The sequence below is a fragment of the Streptomyces sp. NPDC094143 genome (assembly GCF_040303825.1).
In the GTDB taxonomy this organism is placed as follows: Bacteria; Actinomycetota; Actinomycetes; order Streptomycetales; family Streptomycetaceae; genus Streptomyces.
Window position 1 is genome coordinate 109689 of sequence record NZ_JBEOTZ010000027.1, and the last position, 12741, is coordinate 122429.

Here is a 12741-nt window from a genome sequence, read left to right on the forward strand (position 1 = left end):
TCAGAAGGCTGCGTTGTAGATGACGCCACCCAGCAATCCGCCGATCAACGGTCCGACGACGGGGATCCACGAGTAGCCCCAGTCGGACGCGCCCTTGTTCGGGATCGGCAGGACGGAGTGGATGATGCGCGGTCCGAGGTCACGTGCCGGGTTGATGGCGTAGCCGGTGGGACCACCCAGGGACAGACCGATGCCGACGACCAGGAGCGCGACCAGCAGGATCACGATGCCGGATCCGTAGATGCCTTCCCCCTGACCCGCGATCTGCCCGATGCCGATGCCCTCCACGTGCCGGTTGTTGCCGACCAGGGCCAGCAGGGGCAGCACCAGCGCGATGGTCGCGAGGATCTCGGTGATCAGGTTGGCGACCGGGTTCCGGATCTCGGGGATCGTGGAGAAGATGCCCAGCGTCGGGACCGGTTCGTCGAGCGTTCCCTCGGTCGTGCCGCCCTTGCGCGTGTTGGCCTGGAACTGGGCGAAGTACACCAGGTAGGCCAGCACGGCCCCGAGCATGGCACCGGCCATCTGCCCCAGGATGTACACCCAGACCTTGTCCCACACCCCGGTGTCGACGGCGAGGCCCAACGTGACGGCCGGGTTGAGGTGTCCCCCGGAGAGGGGAGCGGCGGTGTAAGCGCCGGCCAGCACCGCGAAACCCCAGCCGAACGCGATCACGATCCATCCGGAGGCCTGCGCCTTCGAGAACCTGAGGGTGACGGCGGCGCACACTCCGGCGCCGAACAGGATCAGGATCGCCGTGCCGATCAACTCGCCGAAGAATATGTCTCCGTTACTCATGGCGGCTCCTAGGCCGTGGCCCGGGGCGGTCCGCCCCGGGCCTCACGTGCAGGGTGCGTTTCCCATGGCTACTTCAGCCGAAGGCAGGGAGGGCCGCGCCCCGCCCGGCATCCGTGACGAGCGTGCCGTCGCAGCCGACTCGCCTGTGGGGAAGGGGCCTTGACGCAGGCGCGCCCGCGCGCCGCAGTGCCGGAATACGCCGATTATGTACGGCGATGTCGACTGACACCGGAAGTGTTCACCGGCACCCCAAAGGCGTCAAGGTCGCCGACCGCAACGGTTGACGGCCATGTGACGGTCGCCGGGCTCCTGCCGGGCCGGGGCCGGTTGCACGGCCGTGGCGGCGCCCGGTGGGTCGTTGTTCAGATCTGGTCGGACCCGCGCGCACCGGTGAGTCGCGCGAGGCCTGGCGGATGGTGTCCGGCCTCCACCGGGTGCCCGGTTCGTACCGAACCTCGCCGTCGGCGATCGTTCAGCCGTCCCCGACACCCGGTTTCCTAGTGTCCAGGATCTACCTGACCTGCCAACTTCTCAACCGGACGAACCGATTCCCGTCGCGGGCCGCGATACGAGGGCCTGAGCGGGAGGCTCACCGGCCCACGGGGGCACGGTCTCGGGGCGGGTTTGGCCGATCGCGGTCTCGGGGCGGGCGCTTGGATGAGGGCGGCCACGGGGTGGGCCTGGACGAGCCCCGTCTCGGGGCGGGTGCTTGGATGAGGGCGTCACCGTGGGCCTGGATGTGCGTGATCACGGGGGGCCTGGATGTGCGTGGTCACGGGGGGCCTGGATGAGCGCGGTCACGGGGGTGGGCCTGGACGAGCGCCGCCGCAGGGCCGGCCTGCATGAGCGCGGTGACGGGGCGGGCCCGAATGTCGCAGTCGCAGGGCGAGCCCGGCAGGTCAGGCGGGATACGGACCGACTGGCGCCACGGGGGCGTCCCCCGCTCCGTCGGGAGGCCCGCGCTGCCCTGCCTCGCGCAGCCGTGCGCAGATCTGTGCAGCCCTGCGCCGCCTTGCCCTGCCCGGCCTCGCACCGACACCCGGCCCGCCGCGGCGCTGACCGGACACCCGGCCGGCCACGGCGCTGACCCGGCACGGCCTCGGCCGGGGAACGGGCCGCTGTGGATGAGCCGTGCCTCCGGCCGGACCCATCCCGCACGTCACGCTCCACCCCGCGCACCCCGCAGCTCCGCTGACGCCCTCCCGGCTCCGCCCCGACACACTCCGCCGGCGCCACCCCCCGGCGGGCCTCATGGTCGGCACCCCCGCCCGGCCCAGGACCCAGCTCGCCCCGCCCAACGCCTTCGCCGCCTTCTTCAGCGGTGCCAGATACGCCGCCGCCTCCCGGTGGTCCGTCACGCTGCCCGGCGCGCACAGCACCGGAGCGAGCGACAGCGTGAGCGACCGGCCCCCCCGCCGACCACGGCGCGTCCAGCACGGTGGCGGCCGGCGGATCAAGGCTCTCCGCGTCCGCGAGGACCAGGAAGTCGTCCCCGCCGATGTGCCCCACGCGCTTGCTACCCGTCGCGGCCTGCTGCAGCGCCCGCCCCACCGCCCGGATCAGTTCCTCTCCGGCGGCGAACCCCGCTCCGTCGTCGACCCGCTTGAAGTGGTCGACGTCCAGCCAGCTCAGGGCGAACGGCCGCCCCGCCGCGATGCGCCGGTCCACCTCGCCGGTGATCGCGTCCGAGCCGGGCGGCCGCGTCAGCGGGTTCAGCCCGGCCGCTTCCTCCACCCGCGTCTCCGCCAGGGCGCGCACGAGATCCGCGAGCCGGACGACGCCCACACACCGCCCGTACGCGTCCACCACGGCCACGTCGTCCGAGGTACGGTCCCGCCCGCCGACCGCCACCACGTCCAGCACCTCCCAGGCCGTGGCGTCGACGCCCACCGTCCGGGGCGCGTCCCCCGAGCCTGGCCGCGGGCCGGTCGGCGTACAGGGCACGTCGCGCGATGTCGAGCAGGCGCAGCGGATCGGCGACGACGGCCGAGGCCGCGACCTTGTTCCGCCGTCACAGGGTCGCAGTAGCGGGCACGGGGGTTCAGCGCCTCGCTCCCCGTGCAGCACGCCCGGGACGACCTCCACCACCTCCACCTCCATGCCCACCGCCAGGTCCGCGACGGCGACAACGGGAGCGGCCTGACAGAGCACCACCATCCACTCGGCCGCCGGCTCCACAGCGATCAACGCGCACGTTTCACACGGAAGTTCCGGATCGGTCGGTCGGTTGCCGCACCGCGCTTCCCCGGTGCGGCCCAGTCCTGATAGACGCAGGAGGCATGACACGACTCACCACCGTGGCACGCGGCCTGCTCACCACGCTCGCCGCGTTGCTGACGGCGACCGTCCCCACCGCGTCCGCCCAGGCGAAGACCGAGCCCAAAGCGCCTCAGGACTTCGTGGCGTTGAGCAGCGTGGACCCGACGATCCTCCAGGAGATGCGCTACTTCACGCCGCACAACTTCGTCGGCGAGCGCATCGACGGCTACGTCCAGCCCACCTGCATCCTCACCCGCCCCGCGGCCGACGCCCTCCACCGGGCGCAACGGAAGCTCCTCCGCCAGGGCCACACACTCAAGGTGTACGACTGCTACCGGCCGCAGCGCGCGGTGAACCACTTCGTCCGCTGGGCGGAGGACCTCGACGACCAGGCGATGAAGGGCGAGTTCTACCCGAACGTCGACAAGACCCGGCTGTTCACCGACGGCTACATCGCCGAGAAGTCCGGTCACAGCCGTGGATCCACCCTCGACGTCACCCTCGTCCGCCTGCCGGCGAAGCCGACCCGGCCCTACCGTCCCGGAGAACCTCTCGTGCCGTGCTTCGCACCGCAGGGCGAGCGATTCCCCGACAACTCGGTCGACATGGGGACCGGCTTCGACTGCTTCGACACCCTCTCGCACACCCTCGACCCGCGCGTCCAGGGCGTCCAGCGCGCCAACCGGCTGCTTCTCAAGAACACCCTCGAACGCCAGGGGTTCGTGAACCTCGCGGAGGAGTGGTGGCACTACACCTTCAAGCCCGAGCCCTACCCGGACACCTACTTCGACTTCCCGGTGTCCAGGAAGTCGCTCACGCGCCCGAACTGAGCCCGCCCGCGACGCCCTCTCCGTGATCGGCTACAGTCCGCGCGTGTCCGAAACTCAAGCCTCCACTACCAACTCCGCGCCGGACTCCCACTGTTCGAGCTGCGGCGCGCCCTACGGAGAGGGCGTCTCCGGCCGGCCCCGCACCTGCCCGGCGTGCGGCGCCGTGGCCTACCGCAACCCCCTCCCGGTCGCGGTGGCCCTCCAGCCCGTGTACGACACCAAGGGCACCGCCCTTGTGGTCATCACCCGAACCGTGGCTCCCGCGCGCGGGGGCATCGCCCTGCCCGGCGGCTACATCGACGACCGTGAGGACTGGCGGCAGGCCGTCGTACGGGAGCTCAAGGAGGAAACCGGCATCGACGCGGCCGGCCGCGACGTCCGCCTCGCCGACGCCATGAGCTCACCCGACGGGCACCTGCTGCTCTTCGGTCTCCTCCCGGAACGCCCGGCCGAGGGCCTGCCGCCCTCCGCCGCCACGGACGAGACGGAGGGCTGGCACCTCCTGCGCAGGCCCGAGGAACTCGCCTTCCCCCTGCACACCGTGGCCGTACGAGCCTGGTTCGAAGGCCGCTACTAGGCCCGGCGCTCCCCGGCCCCGCGGACGCGCACGGGGTGAGGCGGCTCGCTCCCGCCGTCCTCACCCTCGCGTTCGACGACCACCCGCGCGCCCATCCACCGAGCGGTGTAGCGCTCGATCTCCGGCTCGTCCCAGCCCTCGCCCCCGTCCGGCACGACCAGCCCGCTCCCGGTCCGTCCCCGGGCGGGCGCCCACACCTCCAGCTCAAGGCCGCCGTCCTCCCCACGGACGGGAAGAACGGCACCCGCGCGCGCGAACACCGGGATCCGCGACAGCGGCGCGTCGACGAGCACCTGTGCCGGCCCTTCGTACGCCCGCTCCGTCATCGTGTCGTACCAGCGCCCCCGGGGCAGCCGCACCACGCGCCGGTCCGCGCCCGGGTCCAGCACCGGCGCCACCAGCAGGCAGTCGCCCAGCAGGAAGGCGTCCCCGCAGTCGCGCAGCGCCCGGTCCTCCGGCGCCGTCCACCACACCGGCCGCACATAGGGCGCTCCGGTACGGCGCGCCAGATGCGCCAGCGTCACGAAGTACGGCAGCAGCCGGCGGCGCTGCATGAGCGCCACGCGCGCGTGCTCCAGCACTTCGGGACCGAACTCCCAGGGCTCGCGCCGCCCCGCCCGCGCAGTCGCGTGCGTGCGGAACAGCGGCAGCAGGGAGCCCAGCTGGAACCACCGCAGATACAGCTCGGGCGACGGATCCCCGTCGCACCCCCCGATGTCCGGACCCGAGTACGGGACGCCGCACAACCCGAGCCCCAGCACCAGCGCCAGGGACGCCCGCAGACCGGGCCAGCCGGTGGCCACGTCCCCCGACCACGTCCCGCCGTAGCGCTGCATCCCGGCCCACCCGGAGCGCGAGAACAGAAACGGCCGTTCCTCGGGGGCGAGTCTCCGCACCCCCTCGAACCCCGCCCTGGCCATGCACAACGCGTACACGTTGTGCGCCTCACGGTGGTCTCCGCCCCGCCCCTCCAGGGCGTGCCGTGCGGACCGGGGCAGAGTCGACTCCCCGAAGGCCGTGAAGGACGTGGGCTCGTTCATGTCGTGCCAGAAGCCCGCGAATCCCTGCGCGAGCCGCTCCTCGTAGAGACCGCCCCACCACTCACGCACGCGCGCGTGCGTGAAATCCGGGAACACCGCCTCCCCGGGCCACACGACCCCCTCCACGACCTGCCCGGAGGCGTCCCGCACGAACGCGTCCTCAGCCGTCCCGCCGTCGTACACGGCGTTCCCGGGGACGGCCTTGACGGCGGGGTCGACGATCGAAACCAGCCGGATCCCGTCCCGCCGCAGTTCCTCCGCCAGAACGCTGAGCTTCGGGAAACGCTCCTGGTCGACCGTGAACACCTGATGCGCGTCCAGGTGATCGATGTCGAGGTGCAACGCGTCGAGCGGCAGACCGTGCTCCACATAGCCCGCGACGATCCGGCGCACCTCCTGCTCACAGCCGAACCCCCACCCCGCGTGGTGATGACCCAGCGCCCACCCGGGCGGCAGTGCGGGAGCCCCCGTGAGCGACGCCCAGGCGAGCAGCACGCGCGCGGGGGTGCCCACCATCACCCAGCAGCGCAGGGGACCGCCGTCCATCCGCAGCTCGCTCGTCCCGGCCCGGTCGTGCCCGGACCCCGCGCCCTCCTCGCCCTCGCGCAGGATCACCGTGCCGTCCCACGTGCTGTCGTGGAACACCAGATGCGTACCGCCGTCGGCCACCACCAGCTGCACCGGCATCGTGATGTACAGCGGGTCGTCACCGGGCCCGAAGGCATGACCGGGGTCGGTGTTCCACAGCCGGTACGCGCCGTCCGGCAGCCGCGGCCCCGACGCCCGCCCGCCCAGCCCGAAGAACCGCGCGTCGGCGGCCACCTCCGACCGCTGCATCCACCGCGCCGGTCCGCCGTCGACCGGTTCCCACCACCGCGGCGGCAGATCACGCCGCAGCGTCACACCGCCGGGCGTGCACACCTCGACGGCGCCGAGCCGCGAGACCACGACCGTCACCCGCTCCGCCACCACACGCCAGCCGCCGTCCTTGTCCGGCTCTAGCACCGCCCGGGGATCCGGCTCGGGACAGCGGCCGGCCAGCGCGTACGACGGCTCGGGCTCCGCGCCGTCCCAGCCCAAGAAGACGGCACCGTTCACCGCGACGAGGATCCGCAGGTCGGACCGGCTGAACCGGACGACACCGCCCCCCGGCCCCGGCTCCACCTCCCGCACCGGCCCGGGCACCCGCGCCCGCTCCGCTCCCCGCGCCGCCAGCCCGGTGGCGTCGGCCCGCCGCCTGCGCCACGCTGCTCGTACGGTACGCACACCCTGCGCCGCCCCCACCGAAGCCACCGCTTTCACCGAACGCACCAGGTCACGACCGTCCATGCTGCTCACCCTGCCACTGAACGCCGCCCGAGAGCGTGTCGTTCAACTGCCGTTCACCCGTGCCAAGACCACATCTTCACGACACGGACTATGTGGGGCGCGCCCTGGTGTGGAAGTCGATCACATGGCATTGTCCGTCCCAGCCGCGTCACGCGCACACCCCAGCCCGTGCGCGGAGGACGCACACGACGCGCACAGTCCGGGAGCCGACCATGTCGACCGAAAGTCCTCAGCCGCTCTGGCAGCCTGACCCCGAGCGCATCGCACGGGCACGGATCACCAGGTTCCAGGTCTGGGCCGCCGAGCACCACGGCGCCCCCGCCGACGGAGGGTACGCGGCCCTGCAACGCTGGTCCGTCGACGACCTGGACGCCTTCTGGACGGCCGTCACCGAGTGGTTCGACGTACGCTTCTCGACCCCCTACGCGCGCGTGCTCGGCGACCGCGCGATGCCGGGCGCCCAGTGGTTCCCCGGTGCGACCCTCAACTACGCCGAACACGCCCTGCGCGCCGCCGACACCCGCGCCGGTGAACCCGCCCTCCTCCACGTCGACGAGACGCACGAACCACGCCCCGTCACCTGGGCGGAACTGCGCCGCCAGGTCGGCTCCCTGGCCGCCGAACTGCGCACCCTGGGCGTGCGCCCCGGCGACCGCGTCAGCGGCTACCTCCCCAACATCCCGCAGGCCGTGGTCGCCCTCCTCGCCACAGCCGCCGTCGGCGGCGTCTGGACCTCCTGCGCCCCCGACTTCGGAGCGCGCAGCGTCCTCGACCGCTTCCAGCAGGTCGAACCCGTCGTGCTCTTCACCGTCGACGGCTACCGCTACGGCGGCAAGGAACACGACCGCCGCGAGATCGTCGCCGAACTGCGCCGCGAACTGCCCACCCTGCGCGCCGTCGTGCACATCCCCCTCCTCGGCACCGACGCGCCCGAGGGCGCCCTGGACTGGTCGGCCCTGACCTCCGCGGACACGGACCCCGTCTTCGAGCAGGTGCCCTTCGACCACCCCCTGTGGGTGCTCTACTCCTCCGGCACGACCGGCCTGCCCAAGGCCATCGTCCAGTCCCAGGGCGGCATCCTCGTCGAGCACCTCAAACAACTCGGCCTGCACTGCGACCTGGGCCCCGACGACCGCTTCTTCTGGTACACCTCGACCGGCTGGATGATGTGGAACTTCCTCGTCTCCGGCCTCCTCACCGGCACCACGATCGTCCTCTACGACGGCAGCCCCGGTTACCCGGACACCGGCGCCCAGTGGCGGATCGCCGAACGCACGAAGGCCACCCTCTACGGCACCTCCGCCGCCTACGTCATGGCGTGCCGCAAGGCCGGCGTGCACCCGTCCCGCGACTTCGACCTCTCCTCCGTCCAGTGCGTCGCCACCACCGGCTCGCCCCTGCCGCCCGACGGCTTCCGCTGGCTCCACGACGAGGTCCGCGACGACCTCTGGATCGCCTCCGTCAGCGGCGGCACCGACGTCTGCTCCTGCTTCGCCGGAGCCGTACCGACCCTGCCCGTCCACGTCGGCGAACTCCAGGCCCCCTGCCTCGGCACCGACCTGCAGTCCTGGGACCCGAGCGGCCGGCCCCTGATCGACGAGGTCGGGGAACTCGTGGTCACCAACCCCATGCCCTCGATGCCCATCCACTTCTGGAACGACCCGGACGGCAGCCGCTACCACGACAGCTACTTCGACACCTACCCCGGCGTATGGCGCCACGGCGACTGGATCACCGTCACCTCACGCGGTTCCGTCGTCATCCACGGCCGCTCCGACTCCACGCTCAACCGCCAGGGCGTCCGCATGGGATCCGCCGACATCTACGAAGCCGTCGAGCGCCTCCCCGAGATCAAGGAATCCCTCGTCATCGGCATCGAGCAGCCCGACGGCGGTTACTGGATGCCCCTCTTCGTGCACCTGGCCCCTGGCGCCACCCTCGACGAAGACCTGCTCGACCGCATCAAGCGCACCATCCGCGAACAACTGTCACCGCGCCATCTCCCCGACGAGATCATCGAAGTACCCGGCATCCCGCACACCCTCACCGGCAAGCGCATCGAGGTCCCCGTCAAGCGCCTTCTCCAAGGCACCCCCTTGGAGAAGGCGGTCAACCCGGGCTCCATCGACAACCTCGACCTGCTGGGCTTCTACGAGGACCTGGCCCGCAAACGGGCCTGACCCGTACTCCCCGTCACCGACGCTGCAGGCGCAGGTCACCGCGGATGCGGCCGTGACCTGCGCCTTCGTTCATCTCCCGACCGTGCGATCACTCGCCTCACCTGATTGTCAGTGCGGCCGGTTACTGTGAGTGAGCATTGATCGACCGTGCACAGGGGGAAACACATGGCGCACACCGACAGCCGGACCATGCGACGCGTCCTGCGCCGCGAAATCGCCGGCACCATCGGCCTGCTCACCGACGAGCACGACTTCAGGGCCATGCGGCGCTACCGCACCTTCGCCTTCGACGACCACGAGACCTACCTCAAACAGGTCGAGGGCCTCCTCAGGACACGCGCCCTGCAAGGCAGCCACACCGCCGTCGCCCTCTTCGACCCCGAGGACTACGCGGACTTCTGCCGCCGCGAAAGCCTGGACCCCGACCTCCCGTCCAGCCGCACGCGCTTCACGGCACACCTCGCGCTGACCGGCCCGACCCTGCCGTACGAGGGCCAACCGCTCGCCGACCTCCTCGCGGCCCTGGTCGACGAGGCCGTCCGGCAAGCCACCTGGGAGTACGCGACCACACTCCTCGCCCGCCTGGGCCCCTGCGCCACCTGCGGCGAGGACATCGGACGAGCCGCCTTCACGCGAGCCTCCCACCTCCTCGCCCGCATCCTCGACACAGCACCACCCGGCAATCGGCACCTCGTCTGCAGCGTCACCGGAGAACCCGAAACCCTCATCGCCGTCCTCCACGCCACCGACACCGGCGAGGCCCCGGAACTCGACGAGGCCGAAGCCCTCGAATTCACCACCGTCCTGGCCCTCGGCCTGGCCACCGAAAGCCCCGGCGGACTCGTCATCCGCACCAGCGCCCCGGGCACCCCCGACCGCGTCTACGGCTGGCGGCTCCGCTCCTACGGACTCGTCCCCCTCACCGCCGGAGAGGTCTTCGACGCCTACTGCACCGACATCGAATCCGGAGACCTCATCTCCCCGGAATCCAACGTCGACTACTGCCGGCCGCCCGACCTCGGGGAGGAGAAACCCGCACAGGGTCACAACCACTGAAACGCCGGAGGGGCGCCCCACCGCAGTGGAGCGCCCCTCCCTGGCAGCCGTCAGCCGGCCCAACTACTCACCCGAGAGCACCGCCTGTGCCGCACTCCGCGCCTCCTCGGCGCTGTCCGTCGCACGCGCAGCCGCAGCGGCCCGCTCGCACTGCGCCAGCGTGTACTTCGCGAGCGTCGCCCGCACGTACGGGATCGACGCCGCGCCCATGGAGAGAGAGGTGACGCCCAGACCGGTCAGCACACACGCGAGCAGCGGATCGGACGCGGCCTCACCGCAGACACCACAGCTCTTGCCCTCGGCCTTCGCCGCCTCGGCGGACAGCGCCACCAGGTCGAGCAGCGCCGGCTGCCACGGATCCTGCAGCCGGGAGACCGCACCCACCTGACGGTCGGCGGCGAAGGTGTACTGCGCGAGGTCGTTCGTCCCCAGCGACAGGAACTCGACCTCCTGCAGAATTGACCGCGCCCGCAGCGCGGCCGACGGGATCTCGACCATCGCCCCGAACTTCGCCCGCAGCCCCGCCTCACGACACGCGTCCGCGAAGGCCCGGGCATCGGTACGGTCCGCAACCATCGGGGCCATGACCTCGAGGTAGACCGGCAGCCCCTCCGCGGCCCTGGCGAGCGCCGTCAGCTGGGTGCGCAGCACCTCCGGGTGATCGAGCAGGGTCCGCAGACCGCGCACGCCCAGCGCCGGGTTCGGCTCGTCGGACGGTGTCAGGAAGTCGAGCGGCTTGTCGGCACCCGCGTCCAGCACCCGCACCACGACACGCCCCTCGGGGAACGCCTCCAGCACCTGCCGGTACGCGGCGACCTGCTTCTCCTCGGACGGCGCCTGCTTGCTGTCGTCCAAGAAGAGGAACTCGGTACGGAAGAGGCCGACACCCTCGGCACCGGCCTCGACAGCGGCCGGCACATCGGCAGGGCCGCCGACGTTCGCCAGCAGCGGCACCTTGTGCCCGTCCGCCGTGGCACCGGGCCCCGTCGAAGCCGCGAGCGCCGCCCGTCGCTCAGCCGCCGCGGCCTCCAGCTGAGCCTTCTTTTCGTCGCTCGGCTCCACGAAGATCTCACCCGTGCTGCCGTCAACGGCGATCATCGTGCCCTCCGCGAGCTCACCGGCACCCGGCAGCGCCACCACGGCCGGCACACCGAGCGCCCGCGCCAGGATTGCGCTATGGCTGGTGGGACCGCCCTCCTCGGTGACGAAGCCGAGCACCAGAGTCGGGTCGAGCAAGGCCGTGTCGGCGGGCGCGAGGTCACGGGCGACCAGAACGTAGGGCTCGTCGCTGTCGGGAACGCCCGGCATGGGGACCCCCAGCAGACGGGCGACGATGCGATTCCGCACGTCGTCGAGGTCGGCCACGCGGCCCGCGAGGTACTCACCGGCGTTCGCCAGCAGCTCGCGGTACGAGGCGAAGGCGTCGTACACGCCACGCTCGGCCGTGCTGCCGACGGCGATCCGGCGGTCCACGTCGGCCATCAGCTCGGGATCCTGAGCCATCATGGCCTGCGCCTCGAGCACCGCCTGAGCTTCGCCCCCCGCGAGATTGCCGCGCGCTATCAGGTCGGCGGCCACAGCCTCCACGGCCTTGCGGGCGCGCCCCTGTTCACGCTCCGCCTCTTCCGCGGGAATCTGCTTCGCGGGCGGCTCGAGCACCGCCGTTCCCATGTGCCGAACCTCGCCGATCGCCACACCGTGGCTGACACCGACGCCTCGCAGCGTTGTCTCCATCTCACCCGTCTCCGATAGTGCGGCGGGCCCCGCCGCCACGTTGGTTGTGGTACTCGCCGTCATACGACGGCACTGACGTCACTTCCAGAGGAAGAGACTGTCACCGGCCTTCACATCGCCGTTGTCGCGAAGATCGGAGAGGGCCTCGGCCGTGGCCTCCAGCGCCACGACCGGGCAGACCGCGGACTTGCCGGCGGCCTCGACGGCGGCAGGGTTCCAGCGCACGATGCCCTGACCGCGGCGGACGGTGTCCCCTTTGTTCACCAGCAGCTCGAAGCCCTCGCCGTTGAGTTGCACGGTGTCGATGCCGAGATGGGTGAGCACACCGTGTCCGCTCTCGTCGACCACGACGAACGCGTGCGGGTGCAGGGAGACGATGACGCCGTCCACGGGAGAGACGGCCTCGGAGGGCTCACGTACGGGGTCGATGGCTGTGCCCGGGCCGACCATGGCCTGGGAGAAGACCGGATCCGGCACGGCTGCCAGTCCGATGGCGCGTCCGGCGAGCGGGGACGTCACGGTGGTCATGGGAAGCCTCCCAGGGGTGGAGATCGATAGGGCCGTCCCTGTAGGTAACGGACGGCACACTGTTCAGCAGCGTATGTCACCTGAAGTGCCGGTTCCGTGTGGGCACTCCGAAGTGGTCTAGACCATACCGCATAGGGATTTGCACCCGCTCCGCGGCCGCGTGTACAGTCGTACTCCTGCTTGGGGCTGACCGACGCGAGTTCGCGTCCTGGCCCGGCAGCATCCAACCTGTCAGATCCTATCTCTGGGTTCCCTTCTGCATGCCTGCAGGACGGTGGTCAGAGGGCCGGAAAAACACTGATAGAGTTTGGAACACGAAGGGAAGCGCCCGGAGGAAAGCCCGAGAGGGTGAGTACAAAGGAAGCGACCGTTCCTTGAGAACTCAACAGCGTGCCAAAAGTCAACGCCAG

8 protein-coding genes and 2 pseudogenes are annotated in these 12741 nt (G+C 71.3%); 4 read left to right on the plus strand and 6 right to left on the minus strand.

From position 1 onward, the window contains the following. From ABTZ58_RS29065 to ABTZ58_RS29075, 3 genes and pseudogenes are all read right to left on the minus strand, one after another. Nucleotides 1-798 (minus strand): MIP/aquaporin family protein, encoded by a 798-nt coding sequence (locus tag ABTZ58_RS29065; RefSeq protein ID WP_351362867.1) that lies wholly within the window; start codon nt 796-798, stop codon nt 1-3. A gap of 1203 nt (nt 799-2001) precedes the next feature. After that, nucleotides 2002-2740 (minus strand): annotated as a pseudogene (locus ABTZ58_RS29070) (diguanylate cyclase domain-containing protein); the annotation flags it as partial. A gap of 116 nt (nt 2741-2856) precedes the next feature. After that, a pseudogene (locus ABTZ58_RS29075) lies at nt 2857-3018 on the minus strand (benzoylsuccinyl-CoA thiolase); the annotation flags it as partial. Nucleotides 3019-3077: 59 nt separating this feature from the next. On the opposite strand from ABTZ58_RS29075, the gene ABTZ58_RS29080 reads away from it, so the two are divergent. Then, a complete protein-coding gene (locus ABTZ58_RS29080; RefSeq protein ID WP_351362870.1) occupies nt 3078-3887 on the plus strand; it encodes a M15 family metallopeptidase in 810 nt (269 codons plus the stop codon). Between the two features lie 43 nt (nt 3888-3930). After that, entirely contained in the window at nt 3931-4464 is a 534-nt protein-coding gene (locus tag ABTZ58_RS29085; protein WP_351362873.1) for an NUDIX domain-containing protein, read from the plus strand. Here ABTZ58_RS29085 and ABTZ58_RS29090 read toward each other — a convergent pair. Next, nucleotides 4461-6833 (minus strand): glycoside hydrolase family 31 protein, encoded by a 2373-nt coding sequence (locus ABTZ58_RS29090; protein WP_351362876.1) that lies wholly within the window; start codon nt 6831-6833, stop codon nt 4461-4463. The genes ABTZ58_RS29085 and ABTZ58_RS29090 overlap by 4 nt on opposite strands. A 212-nt stretch (nt 6834-7045) precedes the next feature. Between ABTZ58_RS29090 and ABTZ58_RS29095 the strand changes: the two genes are divergently transcribed. Together ABTZ58_RS29095 and ABTZ58_RS29100 are read left to right on the plus strand one after the other, a co-directional pair. Beyond that, nucleotides 7046-9013 (plus strand): acetoacetate--CoA ligase, encoded by a 1968-nt coding sequence (locus ABTZ58_RS29095; RefSeq protein ID WP_351362879.1) that lies wholly within the window; start codon nt 7046-7048, stop codon nt 9011-9013. A 165-nt stretch (nt 9014-9178) separates the two neighbouring features. After that, complete coding sequence (locus ABTZ58_RS29100) at nt 9179-10069, plus strand: DUF8829 domain-containing protein (RefSeq protein WP_351362881.1); 891 nt, start codon at nt 9179-9181, stop codon at nt 10067-10069. A 63-nt stretch (nt 10070-10132) separates the two neighbouring features. On the opposite strand, the gene ptsP is transcribed toward ABTZ58_RS29100, so the two are convergent. Beyond that, nucleotides 10133-11803 carry a phosphoenolpyruvate--protein phosphotransferase gene (gene ptsP / locus ABTZ58_RS29105; protein WP_351362884.1) on the minus strand — a complete coding sequence of 557 codons (1671 nt, stop codon included), beginning with the start codon at nt 11801-11803 and terminating at the stop codon, nt 10133-10135. 78 nt (nt 11804-11881) lie between these two features. After that, nucleotides 11882-12331, minus strand: a complete 450-nt coding sequence (locus ABTZ58_RS29110) for a PTS sugar transporter subunit IIA (RefSeq protein WP_094056410.1) — start codon at nt 12329-12331, stop codon at nt 11882-11884. Nucleotides 12332-12741 lie beyond the last annotated feature (410 nt).

Coding starts and splice junctions, on each gene's coding strand:
- ABTZ58_RS29090 (WP_351362876.1), bottom strand. CDS start 6,833: ATGGACGGTCGTGACCTGGTGCGTTCGGTGAAAGCGGTGGCTTCGGTG.
- ABTZ58_RS29100 (WP_351362881.1), top strand. CDS start 9,179: ATGGCGCACACCGACAGCCGGACCATGCGACGCGTCCTGCGCCGCGAA.
- ABTZ58_RS29095 (WP_351362879.1), top strand. CDS start 7,046: ATGTCGACCGAAAGTCCTCAGCCGCTCTGGCAGCCTGACCCCGAGCGC.
- ABTZ58_RS29080 (WP_351362870.1), top strand. CDS start 3,078: ATGACACGACTCACCACCGTGGCACGCGGCCTGCTCACCACGCTCGCC.
- ptsP (WP_351362884.1), bottom strand. CDS start 11,803: ATGGAGACAACGCTGCGAGGCGTCGGTGTCAGCCACGGTGTGGCGATC.
- ABTZ58_RS29110 (WP_094056410.1), bottom strand. CDS start 12,331: ATGACCACCGTGACGTCCCCGCTCGCCGGACGCGCCATCGGACTGGCA.
- ABTZ58_RS29065 (WP_351362867.1), bottom strand. CDS start 798: ATGAGTAACGGAGACATATTCTTCGGCGAGTTGATCGGCACGGCGATC.